This window comes from Clostridium sp., from assembly GCF_050717635.1.
GTDB lineage: Bacteria > Bacillota > Clostridia > Clostridiales > Clostridiaceae > Clostridium_AD.
In genome coordinates, this window is record NZ_JBOITO010000030.1 from 22,999 (window position 1) to 48,717 (window position 25,719).

The 25,719-nt window shown below is 30.4% G+C and carries 26 protein-coding genes and 1 pseudogene; 9 read left to right on the forward strand and 18 right to left on the reverse strand.

The genetic code is table 11. From position 1 onward, the window contains the following. Window positions 1-78: 78 nt before the first annotated feature. Complete coding sequence (locus ACREWB_RS13385) at window positions 79-402, reverse strand: hypothetical protein (RefSeq protein WP_431547946.1); 324 nt, start codon at window positions 400-402, stop codon at window positions 79-81. Window positions 403-569: 167 nt separating this feature from the next. On the opposite strand from ACREWB_RS13385, the gene ACREWB_RS13390 reads away from it, so the two are divergent. Further along, on the forward strand, window positions 570-731 hold the full coding sequence (locus tag ACREWB_RS13390; protein WP_431547947.1) for a lmo0937 family membrane protein: 162 nt from the start codon (window positions 570-572) through the stop codon (window positions 729-731). A 97-nt stretch (window positions 732-828) separates the two neighbouring features. Further along, window positions 829-981, forward strand: a complete 153-nt coding sequence (locus tag ACREWB_RS13395) for a lmo0937 family membrane protein (RefSeq protein WP_431547948.1) — start codon at window positions 829-831, stop codon at window positions 979-981. Between the two features lie 112 nt (window positions 982-1,093). Here the strand turns inward: ACREWB_RS13395 and ACREWB_RS13400 are convergent, their stop codons facing one another. The 3 genes from ACREWB_RS13400 to pulA all read right to left on the reverse strand — a co-directional run bounded on the left by ACREWB_RS13400 (window position 1,094) and on the right by pulA (window position 5,783). Further along, on the reverse strand, window positions 1,094-2,038 hold the full coding sequence (locus ACREWB_RS13400) for a TRM11 family SAM-dependent methyltransferase (protein ID WP_431547949.1): 945 nt from the start codon (window positions 2,036-2,038) through the stop codon (window positions 1,094-1,096). Window positions 2,039-2,059: 21 nt separating this feature from the next. Continuing rightward, entirely contained in the window at window positions 2,060-2,980 is a 921-nt protein-coding gene (locus tag ACREWB_RS13405) for an alpha/beta hydrolase (protein ID WP_431547950.1), read from the reverse strand. 67 nt (window positions 2,981-3,047) lie between these two features. Continuing rightward, window positions 3,048-5,783, reverse strand: a complete 2,736-nt coding sequence (pulA, locus tag ACREWB_RS13410) for a type I pullulanase (RefSeq protein WP_431547951.1) — start codon at window positions 5,781-5,783, stop codon at window positions 3,048-3,050. Between the two features lie 205 nt (window positions 5,784-5,988). Between pulA and ACREWB_RS13415 the strand changes: the two genes are divergently transcribed. Continuing rightward, the gene (locus ACREWB_RS13415; RefSeq protein ID WP_431547952.1) at window positions 5,989-7,356 is read left to right on the forward strand and encodes an MATE family efflux transporter; all 1,368 of its coding nucleotides are present in this window, start codon (window positions 5,989-5,991) and stop codon (window positions 7,354-7,356) included. Between the two features lie 53 nt (window positions 7,357-7,409). Here ACREWB_RS13415 and ACREWB_RS13420 read toward each other — a convergent pair whose 3' ends face one another. Further along, window positions 7,410-7,646, reverse strand: a complete 237-nt coding sequence (locus tag ACREWB_RS13420; RefSeq protein WP_431547953.1) for a TIGR04540 family protein — start codon at window positions 7,644-7,646, stop codon at window positions 7,410-7,412. Window positions 7,647-7,832: 186 nt separating this feature from the next. Between ACREWB_RS13420 and ACREWB_RS13425 the strand changes: the two genes are divergently transcribed. The 3 genes from ACREWB_RS13425 (at window position 7,833) to ACREWB_RS13435 (ending at window position 11,116) form a co-directional block, all read left to right on the forward strand. Then, window positions 7,833-8,819 (forward strand): SNIPE associated domain-containing protein, encoded by a 987-nt coding sequence (locus tag ACREWB_RS13425; protein ID WP_431547954.1) that lies wholly within the window; start codon window positions 7,833-7,835, stop codon window positions 8,817-8,819. A gap of 153 nt (window positions 8,820-8,972) precedes the next feature. Then, on the forward strand, window positions 8,973-9,482 hold the full coding sequence (locus tag ACREWB_RS13430; RefSeq protein WP_431547955.1) for a DUF8052 family protein: 510 nt from the start codon (window positions 8,973-8,975) through the stop codon (window positions 9,480-9,482). Window positions 9,483-9,496: 14 nt separating this feature from the next. Continuing rightward, window positions 9,497-11,116, forward strand: a complete 1,620-nt coding sequence (locus ACREWB_RS13435) for a carbon starvation CstA family protein (protein WP_431547956.1) — start codon at window positions 9,497-9,499, stop codon at window positions 11,114-11,116. Window positions 11,117-11,223: 107 nt separating this feature from the next. Here ACREWB_RS13435 and deoD read toward each other — a convergent pair whose 3' ends face one another. Further along, window positions 11,224-11,937 carry a purine-nucleoside phosphorylase gene (gene deoD / locus ACREWB_RS13440; protein ID WP_431547957.1) on the reverse strand — a complete coding sequence of 238 codons (714 nt, stop codon included), beginning with the start codon at window positions 11,935-11,937 and terminating at the stop codon, window positions 11,224-11,226. Window positions 11,938-12,087: 150 nt separating this feature from the next. Then, the gene (locus tag ACREWB_RS13445; RefSeq protein ID WP_431547958.1) at window positions 12,088-13,242 is read right to left on the reverse strand and encodes a ribose-phosphate pyrophosphokinase; all 1,155 of its coding nucleotides are present in this window, start codon (window positions 13,240-13,242) and stop codon (window positions 12,088-12,090) included. A gap of 200 nt (window positions 13,243-13,442) precedes the next feature. Between ACREWB_RS13445 and nudC the strand changes: the two genes are divergently transcribed. Both nudC and ACREWB_RS13455 read left to right on the forward strand, forming a co-directional pair. Then, the gene (nudC, locus tag ACREWB_RS13450) at window positions 13,443-14,270 is read left to right on the forward strand and encodes an NAD(+) diphosphatase (protein WP_431547959.1); all 828 of its coding nucleotides are present in this window, start codon (window positions 13,443-13,445) and stop codon (window positions 14,268-14,270) included. Window positions 14,271-14,355: 85 nt separating this feature from the next. Beyond that, window positions 14,356-15,531, forward strand: a complete 1,176-nt coding sequence (locus tag ACREWB_RS13455) for a DUF4317 family protein (protein WP_431547960.1) — start codon at window positions 14,356-14,358, stop codon at window positions 15,529-15,531. A gap of 33 nt (window positions 15,532-15,564) precedes the next feature. Here the strand turns inward: ACREWB_RS13455 and ACREWB_RS13460 are convergent, their stop codons facing one another. The 3 genes from ACREWB_RS13460 to ACREWB_RS13470 are packed head-to-tail and all read right to left on the reverse strand — an operon-like array spanning window position 15,565 to window position 18,207. Next, entirely contained in the window at window positions 15,565-16,260 is a 696-nt protein-coding gene (locus tag ACREWB_RS13460) for a response regulator (RefSeq protein ID WP_431547961.1), read from the reverse strand. After that, the gene (locus ACREWB_RS13465; RefSeq protein ID WP_431547962.1) at window positions 16,253-17,836 is read right to left on the reverse strand and encodes an ATP-binding protein; all 1,584 of its coding nucleotides are present in this window, start codon (window positions 17,834-17,836) and stop codon (window positions 16,253-16,255) included. The genes ACREWB_RS13460 and ACREWB_RS13465 overlap by 8 nt, the downstream gene beginning before the upstream one ends. A gap of 23 nt (window positions 17,837-17,859) precedes the next feature. After that, window positions 17,860-18,207, reverse strand: coding sequence for an FMN-binding protein (locus tag ACREWB_RS13470; protein WP_431547963.1), 348 nt, complete (start codon window positions 18,205-18,207; stop codon window positions 17,860-17,862). A gap of 439 nt (window positions 18,208-18,646) precedes the next feature. Here ACREWB_RS13470 and ACREWB_RS13475 point away from each other — a divergent pair, with 439 nt between their 5' ends. Then, window positions 18,647-19,186, forward strand: coding sequence for a hypothetical protein (locus ACREWB_RS13475; RefSeq protein ID WP_431547964.1), 540 nt, complete (start codon window positions 18,647-18,649; stop codon window positions 19,184-19,186). A gap of 223 nt (window positions 19,187-19,409) precedes the next feature. On the opposite strand, the gene ACREWB_RS13480 is transcribed toward ACREWB_RS13475, so the two are convergent. The 8 genes and pseudogenes from ACREWB_RS13480 to ACREWB_RS13515 all read right to left on the reverse strand — a co-directional run bounded on the left by ACREWB_RS13480 (window position 19,410) and on the right by ACREWB_RS13515 (window position 25,689). Continuing rightward, on the reverse strand, window positions 19,410-19,595 hold the full coding sequence (locus tag ACREWB_RS13480; RefSeq protein WP_431547965.1) for a hypothetical protein: 186 nt from the start codon (window positions 19,593-19,595) through the stop codon (window positions 19,410-19,412). Further along, window positions 19,586-19,735: pseudogene (locus ACREWB_RS13485) on the reverse strand (hypothetical protein); the annotation flags it as partial. The pseudogene ACREWB_RS13485 and the gene ACREWB_RS13480, both read right to left, overlap by 10 nt. Before the next feature lie 214 nt (window positions 19,736-19,949). After that, window positions 19,950-20,114, reverse strand: coding sequence for a hypothetical protein (locus ACREWB_RS13490; RefSeq protein ID WP_431547966.1), 165 nt, complete (start codon window positions 20,112-20,114; stop codon window positions 19,950-19,952). Between the two features lie 24 nt (window positions 20,115-20,138). Beyond that, the gene (locus tag ACREWB_RS13495; RefSeq protein ID WP_431547967.1) at window positions 20,139-21,110 is read right to left on the reverse strand and encodes a polyprenyl synthetase family protein; all 972 of its coding nucleotides are present in this window, start codon (window positions 21,108-21,110) and stop codon (window positions 20,139-20,141) included. A 151-nt stretch (window positions 21,111-21,261) separates the two neighbouring features. Beyond that, on the reverse strand, window positions 21,262-23,079 hold the full coding sequence (locus tag ACREWB_RS13500; protein WP_431547968.1) for an NAD(P)/FAD-dependent oxidoreductase: 1,818 nt from the start codon (window positions 23,077-23,079) through the stop codon (window positions 21,262-21,264). A 477-nt stretch (window positions 23,080-23,556) separates the two neighbouring features. Then, the gene (locus ACREWB_RS13505; RefSeq protein WP_431547969.1) at window positions 23,557-23,820 is read right to left on the reverse strand and encodes a DUF3243 family protein; all 264 of its coding nucleotides are present in this window, start codon (window positions 23,818-23,820) and stop codon (window positions 23,557-23,559) included. Between the two features lie 132 nt (window positions 23,821-23,952). Continuing rightward, entirely contained in the window at window positions 23,953-25,146 is a 1,194-nt protein-coding gene (locus ACREWB_RS13510; protein WP_431547970.1) for an acetate kinase, read from the reverse strand. A gap of 177 nt (window positions 25,147-25,323) precedes the next feature. Further along, window positions 25,324-25,689, reverse strand: a complete 366-nt coding sequence (locus ACREWB_RS13515) for a hypothetical protein (protein ID WP_431547971.1) — start codon at window positions 25,687-25,689, stop codon at window positions 25,324-25,326. Window positions 25,690-25,719: the final 30 nt, after the last annotated feature.

Below are 25,719 nucleotides of genomic sequence, written 5' to 3' on the forward strand. Positions count from 1 at the left end.
ACCTTCAAATATATGAGTAAATTATACCATATATATTAAATTATTCAGAGTTTTTTTTATTGTTTTATTTGTAAATATTTATTTCCTGTGGTATTTATAATAAGCAATAACCTCTACATTTTCCCCAGTTTTATCATCATCATATCTTAAAATTATTCCCTCTCCACTCATTAATTCAGAGCAACGTACAGTATCTATGTCTTGAGAAATAATATTTTTTTTATCACAACGTATATTAAACCGATTATTAATGATATTTATAACGCAGCTCTTTCCAATTATTGATTCACCATACTTATTCGAATCTCTTGTTGTTACATATCTCACTTCAAAGCCATTAATTCTTCTAAGCCGTGCTTCGTTTTCTTTTTTTTGTTTTGCTCTTTTAGTTGTAAAAAACATTTAATCACCCTATCCCATTTAATAATTATAGCACATGGGATAATATTTAATGACACAGTTACGATACTAAAATTGAATTTGAAATAATTTTACATATTTTTTCTAAATTTAGGCCATTATAATAAATAAGTAGATTTAGTAAATATATATAAAAGGGAGTGTATTGAATGAGATTATTACGTTGGGTAGGTGGAATAGTAGTATTCTTTTGGGCATTAGGGCTTGTATTTAAAATCGGAGGAAGTATGATTCATCTGTTACTTGTACTTGCAGCAATAGTATTTATTGTAGATTTAAGTTTAGAAAGAGGTAGAAGAAGAAAAACTTAGGATAATATTAGAGAATAATTAGTTTATTATGAATATATATGATATAATTTTTTAACATATATAAGAAATAAATCATATGTGAAAGGTAGTGTCGTATATGGGATTTTTACGCTGGGTAGGTGGAATTGTAGTATTCTTTTGGGTTTTAGGGTTAATATTTAAAATTGGTGGTAGTATGATCCATACATTACTTGTTATAGCTGCGATAGTATTTATTGTGGATAAGATTTCCGGTAAAAGAATTAGATAGAGATATACTAAAGATAGTTTTCTATTTTTAGTAACAACTTTTAAAAAACAAACAAGTATATTTGCATTTCAGCAAATATACTTGTTTGTTTTTGCTAAATTTTTAATAAATACTAACTACATATAAATACATGTCTTTCAAATGTTCCTTTAGAAATGGTACACCTATCATCTATATGAAAACCAACCGAGTTAATTTGAATCTCCATATCTTCAAATGTTATAATAACCATTTTATCTGCTATTCTGCGTGCACTTTCCATAATAGCCAACTGCTCCAAAGGAGTAATTTGAGTGAATATGTTATAGGGAAGATCAACAATGGCTACATCAAACCTTTCTTTAATATCATGCATATTACCAATAGTTATTACATCTTCATAACCAAAGTATCTAAGGTTTGTCTTTGCATTTTTACCAATGTAAGCATTTATCTCATACCCTTTAATATTAAGATTCATTGAAATAGCCTCAATTAGCACTGTTCCAATGCCACAACAAGGATCCACAACACTGCAATTAAGGTGATTACCTACGGCTATATTAACAAGTGATCTACAAACATTAACTTTTAGTGCATTAGAATAAGAAAAGGGCTTTGTATTGTGAAGTACCCAGTCAGAAGTATTACTTTCACACTCACCGAATACCCATTGGTTAGCTATTTTTGTTACTCCAAAAACAATTTCCGGTTTTTTCAATTCAGCTTCTCCCAGTATACTATATCCAATTTGGAATTCAATCTTACGTCCATCATGAAAACCCATGATTTCATCAGTAGCATTTATATAAATAACCTTATAATTTTTGCTAGTTAATTTGTCCATTACAATTTGATCGATAATTTTTTCAATTGTGTCGCCAGAATACATTATAGAAATGCACTTTTTTATAAAAGGACTTCTAGATGGATCTACATAAATATCAGAAAACAAGTATTTATCCATGAGTGGCTTATTAAAGAGGCACTTCATTTCCATTTTGCATAAGCTTTCTTCATCTTTAGAATAATTAGTTGTGTATAAATATTTTTTTTCATTTTGTGTTAGCTTAAACATTAAAGCACATCCTTTTACCATTTATATTATATTTATATCTTTTAAAAAATCATTGACTCTTTTTTCATATTCACCACTGTTTTTAGAGTATGCCTGCGCGTGTCCTGCACCTTGCGCAATATATATATCTTTGTAGCCATTCTTTACTGAGTACATTTGATTGCACATAAAAGTAGGTACATAGTCGTCTTCTTCACCGTGAATAAATAATATTGGAATCTTTACCTTAGGTAAACTAGTTATTGGTGACACATCTTTGAAGTCCCACCCTACTCTTATCTTACAAATTTTACTTGATAATTTAATTAAGGGGAATTTTTTTATATTATAATCTTTTGCTAATCTGTGTTTAAATAAATCTTCTGCATCAGAGTATCCACAGTCTTCTATACAAAATTTAATACGCGAGTCTATTGCAATATTTTGAAGGACTGTTCCTGCCCCCATGGATTCTCCATGTAACCCTACTATTATGTCTTTACCTAAATTATTATATAACCAATCTGTGCATTTTTTCAAATCAAACTTTTCGTAATAACCAAAAGATGTATCTTTCCCACCACTTAATCCATGATTTCTATGGTCATAGATAAGCACAGCGAAACCTCTTTTTAAAAATATATCCATATATTTAACAGAACCATATAAACTCCAAGTTATTCCATGACACAATATTATAATTTTTTTAGAATTGTTGTTTGGAAAGAAAAAGCCATGAATTTTATAGCCATATTCAGAATCTACATATATTTCTTGTTTTTCTAACTTGTTAAATCCTTCTATTTGAATATTATCATTATCTATTTCGTACTGGTATGTGTAGTTATATTTTGCTACCTTAGGGTACAGAATTATATTCGCAAAATGCCACGCTATAACAAAAACAGCAACAAGAAAAACAATGATAATTAAAAGTGATATTAAAAGTATTATTTTTAACAATATATCATCTCCTAATAAAAGATTCTTATATTTTATTATAAGAATCTTTTATAATTACATATATAATTTAATATTTTTTCCTTTTTTTACTCTTTATAAATAATATTATTGTAGTAACTCCTGCCAAAATTAATATTGTATAAATCCAAAAAGGTAACGTTGTAAATATATTTGTGGCTTCATAATGTATTACAATAGAACTTAGTGCAGGCACGACTAGTGTATCACCCCTAAATTGTTTTATAGTTTCAACCCCGGCACGTTCACCATCTACTACAATATTCCAAGTACCCTTCTTAGATAATTTAATTGTTGTATCTTCCTTATTTGCATTGAAAGCTACTACAATGTTAGCCCAAGTGTCCATATTTGCATTATAGTTCATTTCATATGCTACCACATTTTTAGGTACAGTTAAGAATTCCAAATTTTTCTTAATCATATCTGCCGATGTCATTCTGAAGGCAGGATGTGCTTTTCTTAATGTTATTAAGCCTTTAAAATAATCAACAGTTTCAATATTCTTAGATTTTCTTTCCCAATCAAGCTTATTTACAGCATCAGAAGACTTATAAGAGTTTGCATCTCCACCTTTAGTTCTTAAAAATTCCTGACCAGCTTGAAAGAATGGTATACCTTGGGAAGTAAGTATTATAGAATCTGCCAATCTATGCATTTTCAATCTTGTTTTATCATCATCCTTTGGGTTTGTTAGAAGAAGTTTATCCCATAATGTATTATTATCATGAGCCTCTGCATAAGTAACAGATTGTATGGGTTCTACCTTACCCCAAGTAGTTATATCACTGGAGTAATCTATTCCACCAACTATCCCTTTTTTTATACTGGCTTCAGTATTAGTTTTACCGTTAACAAAGCCCTTGTCTGTTGCTTCAAATACACTACCTTTTATTCCATCCCTTATTGTATCGTTAAAGTATCCAATTTCAGGCATTTTGCTTGCATTTTTTTGGATTGCCTTCACATCAGGAGTAAGCGTGGTTCCCATATCCCACCCTTCTCCGATAACTAAGATAGAGGGGTTTAAACTGCTTAAACGCTTTCTGACTTCAGTCATGGTTTGTACATCAAGAAGACCCATAAGGTCAAATCTAAATCCATCAAAATTATATTCATTCGCCCAATACATTACTGAATCCACTATAAATTTCCTTGCCATTGCATTTTCTGAAGCAATAGTGTTTCCACATCCACTTTCATTCGTGTCTTTACCATCTTCAGTATATCTAAAATAATATCCTGGCACTAACTTATTAAAATTAGAATCATTGCTACTGAACATGTGATTATAAACTACATCCATGGTTACCCTTAATCCTTTGTCATGTAGTGCTTGTACTGCTTGTTTCAATTCTTTAACTCTAAGGTTTGGATTATATGGATCTGTTGAATAACTTCCTTCAGGGGCATTATAGTTTTTTGGATCATAGCCCCAGTTAAATTGGGGATTTTCTGAAGTCTCATCTACGCTAGCATAATCAAATACTGGCATAAGTTGCACATGTGTTACTCCTAAGTCCTTTATATAATCAATACCTGTTTTTTTGCCATTGGCTCCAATTGTTCCTGTTTCAGTTAAAGCTAAAAATTTACCTATGTTTTTCATGCCGCTTGATTTATCAATAGAAAAATCTCTAATATGTAATTCGTAAATAATTGCATCTGTTAAATTTTCTAATTTAGGTTTTTCTTTTGGCTTCCATATTTCTGGGTTTGTATCCTCTACGTCTATTACAGCTCCTTTGTCCCCATTTGCAGCCACAGAACGTGCATAAGGATCAACTGCTTCCGTCCAAACCCCTCCGATATTAACCTTGTAAGTATAAAATATACCCTTTTGGTCTCCAACTAAATCAATAGTCCATGTTCCCTTTCCAGCTTTCATCATAACAGCTTCATTACCAATTTTATCATCCCACTTTTCGTAGGTTACAAGCTTTACCTCAGTTGCAGTTGGTGCCCAGACTCTAAAACTTGTTTTACTTGAATCATAAGTATTACCCAAGTCATCACCATCATAATAATACATTTTTTCAAAGCTATCACTTCCCATTACATCACCAAGAACTACTTCCTTATCTGGGAAACCTACCTTAGAAACCACAAGTTTTTGACCTGGGTTCACATTTATGGCAAGCTCTATTTTAGCAATAGTTGCAGTAGCCTCTACTACTTCATCACTTGTTATTTTATCTATTTTTGCATCCACTCCATCAACCTTAACTGTAATACCCTCAGTACTATCTGGTACAAATGGAATTGCTATGTTTGTTTCTAGGCTTATGATATTTAGCTCATCTAATTTTGCAACTGTAAATTTACCTGATTTATCTAGAGCTGCCGTAGTTTCATTTGAGGAAATTGCTTCAGCTAGAGAATAATATACGTTAGTATCGCCTCCATTAAGCCAAATTTCGGAAACACCCTCTTTGAAGTTCTCGATATATCTATCATCCTCAATGTCTTTTTCCCATTCATCAGTACGAACTATAAATCCTACTTTATTTAAGTCTCCATCAAACTTAGCTTCGCAAACCTGACCAAATGTATCACTTTTAGTAAAATCAAATTTACTTCCATCCTTTTTATCTGGCCACATCCACATGTTCCATTTTAAATCACTTTTGGCATCTTTAGCATAATGAACAATTACCTTTGTTTTGCCGTTTAAAGCAAACGTTTGGACATTTGGAAACAGCAAAAATAATTGTGAAAAAACTAGAATAATCGCTAGAAAAATACTCAACACTTTTCTGGCGTTATTCTTTATATTAAGGTTCATAATATTCCTCCTCAAAAAAAATTATACTTTCTTGTTAAGTATTCCACGTAAAATTGTTAAACCCTCTCTTTAATAAAAATTATTAATTAGTAAGTCCCTCTAGCGCTTTTTTTTTTGCATGATATAATATTATTAGGTCAACTGACACTATATAACTAATGATATAAAGGCATAACGCCTTTTAAAAAGTTTGGGGGATTAATATATGAATATGAATGAGCGAAAGAATCTTGTACTAAAAGGGTCAATGTATAAAGTGATAATAACTTTGGCAGCACCAATAATGCTTAGTAATTTAATGCAAACCCTATATAGTTTAATTGACGGAATATGGGTAAGTAAGCTTGGCTCAATACAATTCGCTGCAATATCTTTTGTATGGCCAGTTATCTTCCTATTTATTTCTGTAGGCGTTGGTTTATTTATTGCAGGAACATCAATTTTATCCCAATTTATTGGTGCATCAAAATATCACAAAGCATCACAATACGCTTCTCAGCTTATTGCAATTGCAACTCTGTTTGGTCTTTGTTTCTCATTTGTAGGATATTTAATGAGCCCAATTATAATAAACCTTATGGGAGCAACCGGTGAACTCGCGAGCTTCAGTGAAATATTCTTAAGGATTACCTTTTTAGATATGCCCTTCACCTTTTTATTTTTCTGCTTTAATGCCATTATGAGTTCTGAAGGTAATACACTAACACCAACAATATTAATTTCTATAAGTGTTATTATAAATGCTATCTTAGATCCTATTTTTATTTTTACCTTTAATATGGGAATTGCAGGAGCACCTGTAGCTACAATTATATCAAAGATTCTTCTGGCAATTGCTGGATTATATATGATCCATAAATCCACATGGCAAATAAAACCAAGTTTTAAAAATTTCAGATTTGATAAAAATATTCTAAGTGAAATATTTAAGGTTTCACTTCCTTCTACTATTGGTCAAACTGGCGCTGCTCTTGGATTTATAATACTTAATGGATTTATTGTATCTTATGGAACTGCAACCCTTGCAGCCTTTGGTATGGTAAATAGAATAACTTCTCTTATTATGCAACCAGCCATGGGAATAGGAGCCTCGTTAACTGCTATCGTAGGCCAAAATATTGGTTCATCAAAGTTAACAAGAGTTAAGGAAGCTTTTGTTAAGGCATTAAAACTTACCATAACTATTTCAATTATAGGATGTATAATTCTTATTTGGAAAAATAAATCAATAGTGAATTTTTTTATACGCTCAAAAGATGATAATCAAGTTATATCTCAGGCCATTACTTATTTAACCTATATTTCGTTTTCTATGCCCCTAATGGGTATACTAAGTGTATTCCAAGGAATATTTCAGGGCTCAGGACACACAAAATACTCTATGAGTATGGATATAGGTAGGCTATGGTTTGTTAGACTTCCTATGATACTTCTTTTTAAGTATTTTACAACAGTTGGCTCAACAGGAATATGGATTTCAATGAGCTCTAGTAATTTAATTATTTGTTTATATGGATACTATCTTTATAAAAAAGGAAATTGGCAGACAACAATAATTAAGTCAACTGATTAAATTTATAATTTCTTAAAAACGTGGAGGATCCCACGTTTTTTTAATGTAATTTATCAATTATCTCTTGCCGAATAGATTTCATTAATAATGTCTACTCTTGTGCTACCTATTATATATAAAATTTTTGTTGATATATTACCATCCTTATAAATCCTTTCTTCGTTTGCATTAAGCAAGATAGTTATTTTTTCTACTAGCTTTTCATATGTAATAATATTGTCCAAATATAAATCCACTAAATCTTTTAAACACATTGAAAGTTCTTTTGGATCCTTATAAACTTTTCTCATAAAGTACTCCTTAATATTCATTTTCATGAATGTTTTTTCTAATGATGCTCCCATTATTATATACTAATATACTTATAATTTAAAGATATCTTGTAGAAATGTTTTATATTGGACGTCATTACCAGATTTTTAAATGAATTTTTTGTGGTATACTGTAAATTAATAAGGAAATAGGGAGGACTTTTAATGGCAATACTTACATCAATTAAAGATGCTTTAAATGCACAACAATATAAATCAGAGATTGATAAATTAATGGAGGAAAATAAAAATTTAAAATATATAAAATTAACTCCAACTCAACTAGGCATGAGTCAAATTCTAGCAAAAACAAAAGAACTTGAAGTGGAGTTAGAAGGATATTCTAATCTAATTGAAACAAAAACAAAAGATATCGAAGATCTTAATGTAGAATATAATAGCCAAGCTTTATATCAATCTAAAGACTTCGAACAGAAATCAAATGAATATGATAATTTAATCCTATTAAAAAGCAAAGTGCTTGAAGATAAATCTAATGAATATGATGAATTCGTTGAAAAGAAAAGTAAAGAGTATGAGGATTTAATTGGACATAAAGCAAGTGAACTGGAGGAGAAATCAAATGAATTCAAAATTTTAATAGAAACTAAAACACAAGCTATTGATGAACTTAATTTAGAATATAATAATGTGAAAACATGTGTAGATACTTTAAAGTCTCAAATAATTACTTTAGATGGTGATATTTTAATGCAAAGCTTTGGGATTTCTAAACCTAAATATAATTTGATGGAATCAGAAAAGTCTTCAATATTGTTACAGGCTATAAGAGAAAAGCAAATAAGCATGATTAAATCTAAAGAAGCTATAGAATTCAAACAATGGATTGTGGATGGGGATATAAATGAAAATAATCAACTAGTGGACAATGCCACAGAAGACATGATTAAACTAGTTCTTAGAATTTTTAATGACGAGTGTGATTCTATAATTGATAAGGTTAAATATAGTAATTTAAAAGTAATAGAATCCATAATTAAAAAATTCTTTGAAGATTTGAATAAACTTGGTAATATAACACAAGTTAAGATATCCACTAAATATTATAATACTAAGCTAGAGGAACTTTACCTCTGCTACGAATATAGACTAAAAAAGCAAGAGGAATTGGAGGAACAACGAAGATTATAGAATAAAATAATATACTAACAATAAAAAATCACTCTTAATTGAGTGATTTTTTATATTTCCAGCCATTAGGTTAGTGTAATATTTTAATATTTTTTCAAATATAATGTATTAGATGTTTAAATACTCTAATCTAAGGCATAGGTGGTGTTTATCATGATAGCAAGCAATTATATAGAAACCTTATCTATAAAATACAATAAAAACTTTAATGTTAGTGTGGATGTAAGCCTTTGCGAAAAAAGAATAAACCTTTTTGCAGAGCACAATGGTATAGGTGGCCGAACATTTATTACACAAAAAGATATTATTGATAGATTCGAATTTAATGAGTATTGCGTTGTAAACGTTTATAATTCGATTAATAGAGAAGAAGTTTCAGAATATACAGAGTATTTAAAAACTTTAGTAACTGCTTTAGTAAAACCTCATAGAGAGCATAAGAGTTCTACAATTACAGGTGTAATTGTATGTAATACATCCATAGACAAAAGCACAAAAAAGTTTATCAAAAAATTCAAATATACCAAATCCTACAAATTATATTTTCATGGTTGGAGTGATATAAGATTAATATTAGTTGATTTAAGTAATAACCTAGTTATACCCAATAAGAGAGCTAACAGTGTAAAAAAGGTGTATATTCCTACATCTTTAAATAAATAAAAGGGGGTATATTTATGAACTCAATTGTACTGCTACTTTTAGGAATCATATTTTTTTTAACTGCTTATGTCACTTATGGTGCATACCTATCTAAAAAATGGGGTGTTGATACCAAAATAGAAACTCCTGCTCACACAAAATTTGACAATATAGATTACTGTCCTGCAGACGCAAAAATTCTTTTAGGTCATCATTTTTCTTCTATTGCTGGTGCTGGTCCTATAGCAGGTCCAATTCAGGCTGCTGTTTTTGGTTGGATTCCTGTTTTCTTATGGATTGTAATTGGTAGTGTTTTTATAGGTGGTGTACATGATTTCGGTTCATTGTTTGCATCTATAAGACATGGCGGAAAATCAATAGGTGAAATTATTAGAGCTAACATTGGTGAAAAAGGTAAAATAATATTTAATATTTTTGCATGGGTTACATTAGTACTCGTAGTTGCTGCTTTTACTGATATTTGCGCTTCAACTTTTGCATATGATGCTACAAATCCTACAGTTCTTATTGGTGCTCAGGCAGGAACAGCATCATTACTATTTATTATCCTTGCTATGGCATTTGGATTTGCTGTTTATAGAAAAAATGCTAGCGTTGGATTATCTACTATTGTAGGAGTTATTTTATTGTTTTTATGTATATGGCTTGGTTATTCCTTCCCATTTGTTAAGCTTACTAAATTTCAATGGGATATCCTTCTTTTAATTTATATTACTGTAGCATCCATACTTCCAGTTTGGATGTTACTACAACCAAGAGATTATTTATGTTCTTTCTTACTTTATGCAATGCTAGCAGGTGCGGTGCTCGGAATATTCTTAACTCATCCTACTATGGAACTGGCTGGTTTTACATCATTTAAAGTTAAAAATCAAACACTATTCCCCTTCTTATTCGTTACCGTTGCCTGTGGGGCTGTTTCAGGTTTTCACTCTTTGGTTGCTTCTGGCACCAGTTCAAAACAAATTTCTAAAGAAGGTGACGCAAAACTTATAGGTTATGGTGCAATGCTCATAGAAGGATTAGTTGCAATAATTGCTCTTATTTCCGTTGGATACATTGCAAAATCACAAGGTACACCAGCTCAAGTTTTTGCAGGTGGAGTTTCAACCTTTATGAATAGCTTTGGATTACCAATAGAAATTGGAAAGGTTTTTGTTATTCTTGCATTCTCTGCATTTGCTTTAACAAGCTTAGACACAGCTACAAGAATTGGTAGATATATTTTCCAAGAATTCTTTAGTAATACATCTTATAAAACTAAAAAAATATATGCTAATATGTATACCTCAACCCTCATAACTGTATTAGCATCAGCTGCATTATTAGCATATGGTTATCAAAAGATTTGGCCAATATTCGGTTCAGCAAACCAGTTACTTGCAGCACTGGCTTTACTTGCAGTAAGTTCATGGCTTGCAAATACGGGAAAGAAAACTACTATGACTGTAATTCCTATGATCTTCATGTTTGCTGTATCTCTTTCAGCATTATTCCTACTTGTTAAGCAATATATCTTCAGTGAAGATAAAAATTTTATTCTTGGTTCTTTTGCAGTTTTGTTATTCATCCTAGCAATAGTACTTATTATAGAAGCCTACAAATCCTTAATTGTAAAACGAAAAGCAATATAAATAGCATTATAAATATAATAGAAAGTTCCTCAATAATTTTTATTGAGGAACTTTCTTATTAATTTAAAATATTTTTATGAAACTTGCCACTTGCCACGTGGATGGCACTATTCAGCCATCTCTAAAGCTATCTTCATCATATTAGTAAATGCTTCTTGTCTTTCTTCAGAAGTAGTTAACTCACGAGTTACTAAGTTATCTGAAACTGTTAATAGACAAGCTGCTTTCTTACCAGATATATTTGCATTATGAAATAATGCAAATGATTCCATTTCTACTGAAGTACAGCCGTGTTTTTTATAAATATCTTTATAATCATCAAAATTTTCACGGTAAAATACATCAGAGGAGTGAACTATATGTTTATGAACTTTAATATCTAATTCCTCTGCAATTTTCTCCAATTTAATATTTAAGTCTGGCGATGCATCAATAATATCACCTTCATATCCACTTTGGACTTTTGCATAAGTAGATTCACTCCACGCCTGCGTAGCTAAAATAACATCATATAAGTTTAAATCAGCAGTGTAAGCACCACATGAACCAATTCGTATAATGTTTTCTACTCCATAAAAATTAAATAATTCATATGAATAGATACCAATACTAGGCATACCCATACCACTAGCCATAACAGAAATTTTACGTCCCTTATATGTACCCGTATATCCAAACACATTACGTACATTATTAAATTTTTGAACATTCTCTAAAAATGTGTCTGCAATAAATTGTGCACGTAATGGATCACCTGGCATTAATACAGTTTTTGCAATGATTCCTTCTTCTTTTACTTCAATATGTGCTGTTGGTATCATATTGAACCTCCTTATAATTGTATTTAGTTTAAAAGATATAATATCTTAATAACTTATTAGTATAATTTAATCATACATTAATGATTATAACAAATAAAATTTAATAATACATGACATATGTCACTTTTCCACAATATTTGTTACATTTTTTTAAGATGTTCTATTATTTAATAAGTTTTTTATGCGACTAGTAACGTCAAGTAGCGGAGCTATGGATCTATCATAATTTAAGTTATCTATTATGTTAGCTATAAACTGTGACATATCGGCCTCACGGAACCATTTAGCTTCTCTAACCTCTTTAGGGAGATAGGTTAAATTTGTTGAATATATTTTTTCGATTAAACCCTCTTCATAAAATTTATTAAACTTTTCAATGCCTTCTGTAAATAATGCAAAAGTTGCTGTAACAAATATTCTATTAGCTTTACGCTTTTTTAATTCTAGAACTATATCAAATACTGATTCACCTGAAGCTATCATGTCATCAACTATGAGAACATCCTGCCCTTCGACTTCCCTGCCCATATATTCATGCTGTACTATTGGATTTCTACCATTTACTACTTTTGAATGGTCTCTCCTTTTATAGAAAAGCCCAATGTCAAGACCGAGCACACTAGAGTAATACACTGCTCTATCCATTGCACCGGTATCTGGACTTATTACTAACATCTTGGTTTTATCTATTAATAGATCAGGCTCCTCTTGTAAAATCATTTTAACAATTTCATATGTTGGGTATAAATTATCAAAAGATATAAGTGGTATTGCATTTTGAACGTTTGGGTCATGAACATCAAAAGTTATTATGTCATTAACACCTAGTTTTTCTAGTTCTTTAAGTCCCATAGCACAATCAAGAGACTCTCTATGCTTTCTTTTGTGCTGCCTGCTTGCATATAGTAATGGCATTATAACTGTTATTCTTCTTGCTTTCCCGCCTAATGCAGACAAAACTCTCTTTAAATCCTGAAAATGATCATCTGGACTTTTATGGTTTTCAAAACCAAACATTTTATATGTACAACTATAATTTCCTACATCACATAATATAAATATATCTTTCCCTCTAACGGTATCTTCTATAATAATTTTACCTTCACCGTTTGAAAATCTAATATCCTTCATTTTTATGAGAAAAGAATTATCTTCACCCTGGGCATAATTTACTGATTCACTTACATCGTTCATACGTTTCTTCATTAAAATATCATTTATCCTATTACCTAGCTCAGAACTACTTTCTAATGCCATAATTCCTATATTACAATAAGGAATACTAGGTGATTCTTTAATATCCATATAATACCTCCTTTAAATGCAAATACTACTCACCTATAATTTTACCATATATACAATGTAAAGGAACCCCAAAACCACAAATTATATGTATGAACATAAAAAAAACCGTTAAAATTCTAATATTAATGATTTTATGTATATGCTATAATTATATAAAATCAAGAAGTTATATACAATTATAGATTGGAGATATGATATCAATGCAGAGCGATGAAAATACAACGAATTTTATACCAGCAGTAGAGCTATTATCACCTAAAACAAATTTAGATATTTATTTTTTATTTTATGACAATGAATTATTAGTTAAAACTAAAGATAATAATGCAGTAATGCCCACATTTATAGACTTAGTGAATTTAGAATTAAACAATATTCAATACTTTGGGTCTATAAATGGGCTAAATTGCTTTTGTGGGCAATTAGATAAAAAGACTATAATCCCTAGTAATATGTATTTCAGCAAACTTAAAGCTCTTACTCATAAACTATCAGAAGATATGTTTTGGATTGGTGGCAGAGCTATTCAAATAGTAAACTTTTATACTGATCACAAATATTGTGGAATATGTGGCTCGCTTACTCATATTGTAGAAGGTGAAAGAGCTATGGCGTGTCCAAAATGCAACTTTATAAATCACCCTAGAATTTCACCAGCCATAATCGTGGCTGTAATTAAAGAAAAAAAATTGCTTCTTGCGCATAATAATGGGTTCCCTGTGGATTTATATAGTGTAATTGCTGGTTTTGTAGAGGTGGGTGAAACGCTTGAAGATTGTGTTATTCGCGAAGTTCGTGAAGAAACAGGAATCACTGTTAAAAACATAAAATATTTTGGGAATCAGCCCTGGCCTTTCCCCAGTTCTCTAATGATAGGATTTACTGCCGAATATGAAAGTGGTGAAATTGAAGTAGATGGTAAAGAGATTGGTTGTGCTAACTTTTATAATTCCAATGATATGCCTTTAACCCCTGATAGTATAAGTATAGCTAAAAAACTAATAGATTGGTTTATTAAAAATTATTAACTTTATATAAAATAAATAGAAGCTATAATTTTGTGTTATAATTTTAGACATATAAATGAAAATAACAATGAAAAGAGGTTTAATTATGAATAAAAAAGAGTTAGCAAACATAAGAAAAGAGTTTAAATTAGACAGTGGTATGATGAAAATACAGGAAATTTATAGTGTTTATCTAAAAAAAGATAATGTACAAATTGACTTTGAACCAATTATTTATTCAGAATTTAATTTTTTTGATAGAATGGATATGGATAAGAAAGAGTTATTTCTAGGTAATTTTAAAAAAGTACTTACTGGTGCTCTTGATACTAAAATTTTCGAATTAGATTTTGAAAATATTGAAGAAGATAATAACACTCAAAAGCTTTTAATTAATGCTTTAAAAGAAACTAATAAAGAACATATACAAATCTACATTAATAAGCTTATTGAAAAAATTACAGCTAACTATAAATATGATACTGATGTGATTGTTACTTTTATTAAAGCTGAGTACTGGCTCGGATCAAATCATAGAAATTTGGATGCAGACGAAAGTATTGATGATGCAGTACAAGCCTTTAATTTCATTTTATCAAGTGTGAACAAAATAGATATTCCAAAAAGGACTTTAAAATATGACTATAATGATAAGGAATTTAAGGCAAATTCAGCTTTAGATACAGTTATAAATCTTAATGCACCCTTAGAGGGTTTCATGTTCCCTAGTCTTACTAGTGGATATTCCGATATTAATAAAATCTTATATTATGCTTCAAAACCTAAGGAATTGAATATTCCTTTTATTGAGAATGTTCTTAACTGTGGTTTCAAATTTACCGCTGAAGACGAAAAAAATTGCTTTAGTGATATTTTGAAATCTATAATTGGCGATAAAATTAAGCCTGAACTTATACAGGATATTTATGCTAATATATATGAACTTGCACAGCAAGCAGATGAAGGAGAGACTCCTATTCTTGGGATCACTGACGTTAAAAATATTCTTAATAATTGTGGTGCAGAGGTTTTATCCGATATAGAAATTGCATTTGAAGAAACCTGTGGTACCAAGTACGATTTTAAGATAGATAATATTTTACCGGACTTTAATTCAAAATCAATTAAGATTACTTGCGAAACTGCAAATATTACTTTAACCCCTAAGGATCTCAATTCAGTTAAACAGGTAAAAAATAAGGATGGCAGAAGATGCCTACTTGTTGAAATTGATGAAGATATTATCATAGAGGGATTCAAATTAGAAACTGAAGAATTTTAATTAAAAGGAGAATATTAGTGCATGATAATAGCACTAATATTCTCCTTTTATTCTATATTTATTTTTAGGCCTACCCACTTTACCATATTCCATTTCAACCACAAGTTTTTCTTCTTTCTCCAAATAATCCAGATATCTTCTAGCCGTTATTCTGGAAACTCCTATATTTTTTGCCATCTCATCAGATGTAAAAGTATTGTCTTTCATGTCAGATATACCTACTAATATTTTTTCGTAAGTGTATTGATTAAAACCCTTAATGTCTCCGATATAATCATCATATTCTATAACATGCTTATTCTCTTTCATGGTATACTTATCAATAATTCCCTGGTCCATACTATCAATATTTTTAAAACTATTCTTTCTGCTTCTAAATTGGAGCAGTGCTTCCTTGAACCTATTAAATATAAAGGGCTTTACTAAATAATCCACTGCACCATATCTAAAAGATTCTTCTATTGTTTCTGTGTTCCTATCCGCTGTTATTAGTATAGCATCACATTTAAAATCTTCTAGTCGGGTCCACTTTAATAAATCTGTTCCTTTACCTTGTGGTAAAAAAACATCTAATAATATTAAGTCTATTTGACCACTTAATATAACTTCTTTTGCCTTTTCAATTGAATTAACAGAGGCGTATAGCTCAAATCCCTCTACCTTCTTTAAAAATTTTTCGTTAATCTCCCTAACCATTGGGTCATCTTCAACAATAAGAACCTTAATCATTCTTTCTACCCCTTTTCATTGGTATATATATATCCCATATAGTTCCATTATCTTGTAGAATATTTATACTTCCACCAGCCTCTTCTATTATTTGCTTAACAATACTAAGTCCGAAACCTCTATTGCCGGTTTTAGTCGTAAACCCACGAGTAAAAACACTACCTATTATATCTTCGCTAATTCCAGGACCATTATCACTAATCCTTATTGTGAGTGCTCCATTATTAGAATTTAAAAGTATATATATCTTACCTTTCTCAAGTTTCACTAATTCTTCAATGGAATTTTCTGTTAAGTTTCCAATAACGGAGCATATTTCATCTTCTGTTATGGTTTTAGGGATTTTATCTAGATAAGAATTTGAATCGATTTCTACTGAAATTTTAGCTTCTGTTGCTTTATTATATTTTGCGAGTAACAGACCTGCTACGTGAACATTTTTAATTCTTTTACATAGAATATCAGAAACTTCTTGTCGAACCTTAGCTATATCGCTAATGTATTCAACCACTTCATCATATTCTTCGAGTTGTATAAGTCCTGAAATAGTATGAAGCTTATTCATAAATTCATGATTTTGCGCTCTTAGGGCACTTGTCATTTTTTTAATTCCAGTTAATTCTTCTGCCATATGTTTAACTTCAGTTAAATCCTGAAAACTAGATACAACACCTATAATTTCATCTTTAGGATTTTTAAGTAAGCTGTGACTACACATAAGGGTTTTATCAGAGCACATTTTAATTTCTTGATTATAAACTCCTTCCTCATTTTTAAGTACTTGCATAATTTCCTCTGAATACTTCATATTCAAATCAGAAATATATTTACCTATATCTTCATCTTCTAGTTTTAACATTTCCTTAGCTATTTTGTTAAAAAGTATTACTTTTCCATAACTATCAATAGCTATAATTCCATTTTTTAGATTCTGTAAAATCAAATCCTTTTGCCCTAGGAGAAGTGCTATTTCTTTTGGCTCTAATCCATAGATACTTTTTTTTATTGAATTTGCTAAAAGCGCCGCAGCTACTATTCCAAGTATTAATCCTACTACTAAAGCTATCTTTAAATAAAGCATATGAATACTAAGCTCAGCATATACAGTAGATGTTAAAAGGCCAACTAAAACCGCTCCTACTTGCTCTCCATTATAATAAATGGGTACAAAGGCTCTTAATGCAGAGAACAACACATTTCTATCCTTAGCAACGTAAGATTCACCTTTTGTAAGCACAGGTTTTTCTCCACCATCAGCATATTTTTTACCTAAGGAACGACCATAAGGATAGGAGTATTTTATCCCCTCCATATCCATAACAATAATATATTGAAATCTTGTTTTTTCTCTAAAACTTTCTATAGTATCTTGCACTGTTTTATAATCTTTTGAAGTTGCTAAAGTATCTTCAATTTTATCTATAGAAGCAATAGTTACAGCTAAATCCATAGCATTATTTCCCATTTGAGTTTCCACAGAATTTTGAACTTGATAATAAGAAACAATTCCTATGCCACCAATTACAATGAATATTATAACGCTTATAAATATTGTTAATCTATACTGTAATTTCAATAACATTTCACCTCATATTATTATTATTTTAATGTTGCTTTACACAATCCATCCTTTATGGCTTTAATAAGTGCCTTACTTGTATATGTAGCTCCTGCCACAACATCAACCTCTGGAGAATTTTTCTTTATTACACTTGCTGGAATTTTTTTATAAACTATATCAGCTACTACTGGAGTTTCTTGCTGCTCCAGTATTACAATTTCTTTAATTTCATATTGATCTGTTACTATTTGTACCTTTATATTTCCAATATGTCCTTCAGCGTTCCCCTCATAGGTTCCTTCTTTGTAAATTTTAGGTTTAGCGCCACAAGCTACTACTGTAACTACTAAAACTATTGTTAAAGCTAACCCTAATATTTTTTTCAAATAAGTATCCTCCTTATTAGGCATGTTGGGATTTCATAGCCATTTATATAAGTATATCATTATTAAACTACTATGTCATTTCACTTATTTCCAAGTTATATACTGTAATAATCCGTTGATGGTTATAAACTACTGAAAGTAAAGGGTTTATAATTTTATTTATCGTAAATATTGAATTGTCTCATTAAAAATTCACCTTTAAAATGATTTGATGAAAGGGTGAACACGTAACGTATCACTAAATTAAATCGAATAGGACTGTAGTTGGCTAACCGAAATTTCATGTTAAATATTTGAAATTCATATTAATATTCTATATAAATCAATAATGATATACTTATATAATTTTACGAATTATAAGACATCTAAAAGGGTACTATAAACAGTGTTAAGTTATTCCTAAAGTGAATTTAATAGTAATCTAAAAGGAGGTATATTTTTGAAAAGAATAATCTATATAACAATTTCAGCTATTTTATTAATTTCATCACTTACATCTTGTTCTGCTATAAAAGAGCACAATGGTTCTTCTTTCAATACCCTCTCTGTTAAAGCCAAAGAGCAAAGCAAAGATGGAACAGTAACATATCCTTTGCATTTTATTTCCCGTGAAAGTGATGATACGGATACTACTATTATACAAAACATCAATTTAATTATAATTGATTCTAATGGCAAAATTGTTGGAACAACGAAAACGGGAAAAGATGGTGTTGCTGATATTACAGTGACCGTACCAATTGATAAGAGGTATGACAGTCAAATAGGCACAGCAACGGTAATTGCTTATAATAATGATAAATATAGAAGAACTGTGATGTACGAAGTTCCAGTTTTCGGTGGTATGTCAAACCAAAACATTATTATGCATGCTAAGAGTGGTTGGCGTGATGATGAAGTTAATGTTTTGTATGGCAATATATTTCACATGGTTCCAATGACACTGGCAGATAAATATGTTTCCTGGAATAAACAGTGATTTTTTTCTTATAAAGCGATTAAATTAATAAAAATAAGTAGCAGAAGTTATAATTTCCGCTACTTTCTTTACTATAATCTATGTTATTTTAGGGGCTAATTATTATGTAGATTATTAAATGAAAAACATTTTTATTTCTATGCGAGACAACGCAGATAAAAAGAGATATTTAAGAAAAACTCTTAGATATGCCTTTATTTATGGGTGTTACCATCATCAATGGTTATCTACCGTATATAAATTTCCAAGGACAAAATATACCCTCTAAAATATCAATTAGGATAAAGAAAAACACACCAATTATACTTAAAATCAAAATACCAGAATACATTTGAATATAGCTTACTCTCATCCAAGAATCCATAATGAAATAACCCATTAAAATTCCTATTGGTATACCTATAGCCAAAGTAAACAATAGCCGCTATTTGCTGTTCTACGATTCTTTTTATCAATATCCTTATCAACTATTCTATTAAGAGCATTCGACCCATTTCTAGCTCCCATCAGTGCAACTAATATCCAAAATATTGTAGCAGCTGAAGGTAATCCATCAGCTGCTTAAATCATTGCAATTAGTGCGAAAGGTAGGGAGAAAAGCGAATGTGAAAACATAACTAACTCACCATAGATTTTAATTTTCTTTAATACCATATTTTTCCAACCTGGCATCTACCAATTCTTTATCTACTTGGGTCTATATTATTAAATACTTTCCATGCAGTAGATGCCAATGCATACCAGTAGTATTCTTATCATATACTTAAAGCCTGTACATACCAACATTTTGCTGATTAGTTTCTGGGTCAACTGTTATTACTAGAGGAAGTATAATTTCGAGACCTCTGTCTACTTCTATTTGAATTTCATCCAGAAGTTTTTTTTCTTTCAAAAGATGCATAAAATCCTGTAAATCTTTATAGGCCACCAATTCACTCCTTTCTAAAAATATTTAGGAAGTACGATTTAATAATTTTTCTGTTATATCTTTAATTGTTTTTTTGCTTTCGCACTCAGGTAATTTCTCTATATAATCAAACGCCTTTTTTGTGTATTTATCAGCTAAATTTTTAGCTTTATCTATCCCTTTAAATTTATTAACTAGAATAGTTATTTCTTTTACATTCTCTTCATTAAATGAAGAGTTATCTAAAATGGTTGAAATTCTATTTTCTTTATCTTCAGACATAGCATATATTAATGGTAGCGTATAATAGCCTTTAATTAAGTCGGTTTGAGTGGTTTTGCCCAGTTCGCTAGCATCTCCACTATAATCTAGCAAATCATCTATTATTTGAAAAGCCATTCCAATATAGTAGCCAACTCTTCCAAGTAACTTTGAAGTTTTCTCTGTGCATTTGGATTCCTTTGCGCCAGTATAAAAACTAATAGCAAATAGTGCTGCTGTTTTTCCAGAGATAACCTTTATATATTTTTTAAGATTTGTATTTGTTACGTATCTCATATTATGTTGTATTATTTCACCCATACATATCTTAGATATGGCTTTTGAAATGTCTTTTAAGTTTTCCGTGGAATAATTATATGATGCAAGCATTATAAAACATTGGCAAAATAGAAAATCTCCTATATACACTGCATATTCTTTACTATATTTATGTTGCACGGTTTCTACGCCACGTCTTAGTTTAGATTCATCTACAACATCATCATGAACCAGTGTGGCCATATGCATCATTTCAATGGCTGCTGCTAGATTGTGCATTTTATCCTTGTCATACTCTCCAAATTTTGCTGCTAGTAGTAAAAAAGCAGGTCTTAACATCTTTCCTTCCGCATTAACTAATGGAGAAATAGCTTCATCAAACTCTTTTTCGCTTGATTTTACATTATTCACAATTATTTTTTTTATATCTTGTAATTCTTCTGTAATATCAGGGTAACTTTCCCATAATTTACTCATTTTATCACCTATGTCCAATTATTTTTTAATTTTTATTATTGTGAAGGATACTTCCTTATTATTACTATACCACTATAAAAACAAATGTCCTTTTAATATATTTAAAAGAACATTTGTTTTTTTAAAATTCAATTTTAATGATTCTGTTTTATTAATCAACATATAAATAAGATTTTTTTACCCATCCTATCTTCTTCCAGTATTTCTTTAGAATTGGTAGTACATAATAATCCATACCAAAAGTACTTCCAGATCCGCCTATAAGAGCTACTCCTGCAGCTAAGTACCATAACATCTCATTAGGAGCCATTCCTGAAGTCCATATCATAATACCCATAGCAATTGATGTAAGTGAAGCAAGTGCGCTGAATAATCCAACTATAAGTAATAATCCTACCAATATTTCTGCAAGCACCATGCCTGTTTGGAAAACTGTAGCTAAACCTGTATATCCACCGTCTCCTGTATAGAAGAAAGCATCCATAGACCATTTAACTATATTTTGTATGAAATACGGCACTTTTAATATACCTTCTACCGCTACTGATGCTGTAGATACTCCATCAATTGGCGCAGCAGGTATTAAAAATATATTTGTTGGATCTGCTAATACTTTAGGTAATTTAGCAAGTCCTTCTGACAACCACATGTAACCAACGAACATTCTTAGTGGCACAAGCCAGAAATTTGGAGATGCCTTTGAAAAATATCCACCCACAAGACTTCTATTATCTTTAACATGGAAAATTTCATGCATTAAGTATGACCATGCTTTGTTAAATCCAGCAACCTGGATGAAATATACAATATTTATAAAATGTTTAACAAATAATGCAAAAAATCCAGATAGACCAAAGAATTTAGTTCCTGCTCCAACACTTGCTACACCATATTTCCCACCTATACATACCATTACACCATGGAATGAAGGTTTATAGGATTTTTTTTCTTTAGCATTTATGTCGCTATAAATATTATGTGCAATTATAGGGGCAGATTGTTCTGCGTTTTCAACCATCTGAGGAATAGGTCTTTCCTCACCTTCAGGAATAAAGAAAATATTATCACCAACAATATAGACATTCTCATACTCTAAGGATTGCAATTTATCGTTAGTTACTATTCTTTTTCTCCCCTTTTGCTCAATATCCATTTTGCCAACAATGTCTGAACCTTCAACACCAGCTGCCCAAATTACAGTGTTAGAATCAATAGTTCCGCTCTCTCCCATTGTAACAGAATCTTTTGTAACTTCTGTAATGCCAGAGCCGGTGATTATTTGAACGCCCAATTTAGTAAGCCTTTTTTTAGCTTTTTCAATTAATTTGTCCGGTAAATTAGGTAATATTTTAGGTAGTGCATCCACTACGTATAATTTTACTTCTTCTTTGACTATGTAAAACTCTTTACATAGTCTATCTTTCCACTCAGCAAGCTCACCTATCATTTCAACGCCGGTGAACCCTCCACCTACAACAACAAATGATAGCATTTTTCGTCTTCTCTCGCTGTCTGTTTCTTTCACTGCTTTTCTAAACATTTGTAGAATATGTTCTTTTAAATTTACAGCATCTTCATAAGACCATAACTGATGCGCATATTCCTCTGCACCTTTTGTGCCGAAGAAAGTTGGCTGACAACCAGAACCAATAACTAGATAATCATATTCGTATGTATTATTTTCTGATTTTAATTTATTATTTTTAAAATCCAAATCAGTAATTTCATCAAGTACAACCTTTACCTTTCTTTTTGCAAATATTTTTTTTAGGTCAATTCTAATTGACCCCTCGGAAACTCTTCCTGCTGCAACTTCATGAAGTTCAGTAAGAAGAGTATGGTATGGTTTCCTATCGATGAGAGTAATTTCTACATTTTCATCTTTTTTAAATTTTTTAGCTAATTTTTTTGCTGTTAATACTCCGCCGTAACCGCCGCCAAGTATAGCAATTCTTTTCTTTTCACTCATATTAAATCCCCCTTAATTTAAATATTATCATTTATGGGATTGATTTTTATAAAAATTATAGTTTGTTACATACTAAACTATATAATTATTAAAAACATTACATAAATCAAATACGTAGTTAACATGTCATTTAGTATATACTTTTTACTATCTTAGTTAAAATTTTATCATAATTTTATACACTACGCATTAAAAAAAGCTATTTGGTCATTAATATTATATTTTGTTAATTTAGTTCATAGAACTATCATATAGATTGCTCTATGCAATGGACTCATAGTTATTTACAACATGTTAAGTAATTGAAGAGGCTGGTTTCCCCGAAACTGTAAAAAGCACCTTGACTCTTCCAAATTATTTAAAGGCCTCTATGCCCTCTGAAAAGGAGTTAGATGAAGTTTTAAATTGGCTTAAAGATAAAGATATGACCTCTTTCTAACTATGGATGGAAAGAGGTTATATCATTAGATAGATTAATTAATGTTCCTTTTGTATCATTTTTATAATTAGACTCGTTAAAGTTTCTTTCTCTTTTTCATTTGCAACATCGAATAGCTCCTTTAAAAGACGTTGTTCCCTATTTCCAGGGTCCACGTTATAGGCTAGAAGCTCTCCTATTTTCGAACCCAAAGTTGTTATTGTATCCTCTGATAGACCTACTTTTTCACCCACAAATATTAAATTGTATAATGTGTTCTTCCATTTATCAAAATCTTCAATTAATTTATTATCTAAATCCATTTTTACACCTCCACACGTTGTAAAATTATTATTCACATAAAAGAAGAAAAATATTATTCGCTTTAAATGTAAATAAAGGAAATAAAATAAACCTCTACAAATTTACTTGTAGAGGTTTATCTAAATTATATATTATGAATTAATAACTTCCTTTGTATCTCTTGCTATCATTAGTTCCTCATTGGTAGGAATTACAAATACTTTTACTGTTGAATCTGCTGTGCTTATTTCCGCAGCTTTACCTATAACATTATTCTTTTCCACATCTATTTTAATGCCTAAAAACTCTAATCCGTTGCAACAAGCTTCTCTAGCTTTCACTGAGTTTTCCCCAACGCCAGCAGTAAATATGATACAATCCACGCCACTTAAAGCACCGGCATAAGCACAGATAAACTTCTTAACATCATAATGAAAAACATCTAAAGCGAGTTGAGCTCTTTTATTATTCTTAGCAGCATCCCAAATATCTCTAAAATCACTACTTACTCCAGAAATTCCTAGCACTCCTGATTTTTTATTCAATATATCTGCTACTTCTTCTGACGACATAGATAATTCTTGTATCATAAAGGTTATAATCGAAGGGTCTATATTTCCTGATCTCGTTCCCATAGCAAGACCTGCAAGAGGTGTAAATCCCATACTTGTATCAATAGATTTACCTCCTTTAATTGCAGCAACACTTGCTCCATTCCCCAAATGACAGGAAATGATTTTTAAATCTTTAATATCTCTCTTCATCATATCTGCAGCTACTTGTGAAACATATTTATGTGAAGTTCCGTGGAACCCATATTTTCTTATTTTGTGTTCTTCATATAATTCATATGGTATTGGATAAATAAATGCATGTTCTGGCATATTTTGATGAAACGCTGTGTCAAATACTGCCACCATTGGAGTGTTAGGCATAAGTGCCTTACAACTATTAATTCCAATAATATTTGGTGGATTATGCAACGGTGCTAATTTGGAACAATCTTCTATTGCCTTCATAACGTTTTCATCAATCAATACGGATTCAGAATAGTATTCTCCACCATGAACCACTCTATGACCTACAGCTGAAATTTCATCTACACTTTTAATTACCCCATTAATTTCATCTATAAGTGTTTTAAGGACTAATTTAATTGCATCTTTGTGATCCTTCATATTTTGTTTTACTATGTATTTTTCTCTGCCTTCTACTTTTTGAGTTAAAACAGAGCCTTCACTACCAATCCTCTCAATTAGACCTTGCGCTAAACAATTTTCATCTTTCATATTAATAAGTTGATATTTTAGAGAAGAACTACCACAGTTAATAACTAGTACTTTCATAAACATTCCCCTTCCTGTATGTTGTTTGCTTCTTTTTGCCAGTTTTATTGTTTTTGTATATCACATTTCCTATATAGTATATCATACTTCATAGTATTTATGACATAGTTAATTTATGTTATAAATTAGTAAATAAAAAAACCAAGTCTTAAATATAAGACTTGGTTTTTTTATTTATTACATATCTTTTGGCTTAATATCACTAATCATTTTTATATTCCCTTTTATATACCATTTAACTTCTGATTTCTCTCCTCTATGCACTTTGCCAAGTATTCCAAACTTAGTCATAATGCCTGCAAGTGAGCCTATGAATGAAGGTGTATTCAATCCAGTTTTTTTAATTTTATTTACTTTACCTATTTCTTTAATTACAGGCTCTTTTTTAAATTTACTATTTATTTCTTTACTCGTTTTAGATCTTTCTATATTTGTAGCCCCGAATTCTTCTAGTATTCTAAAAATTTCTTTCATCATATTGTTTTTTTTATCAATACTTATACTAGGTGTTTCTATTTCGGTGTATTCAATTGGTTTTCTCATAATAATCGTTCCTTTCTTTAGTTGTGATGT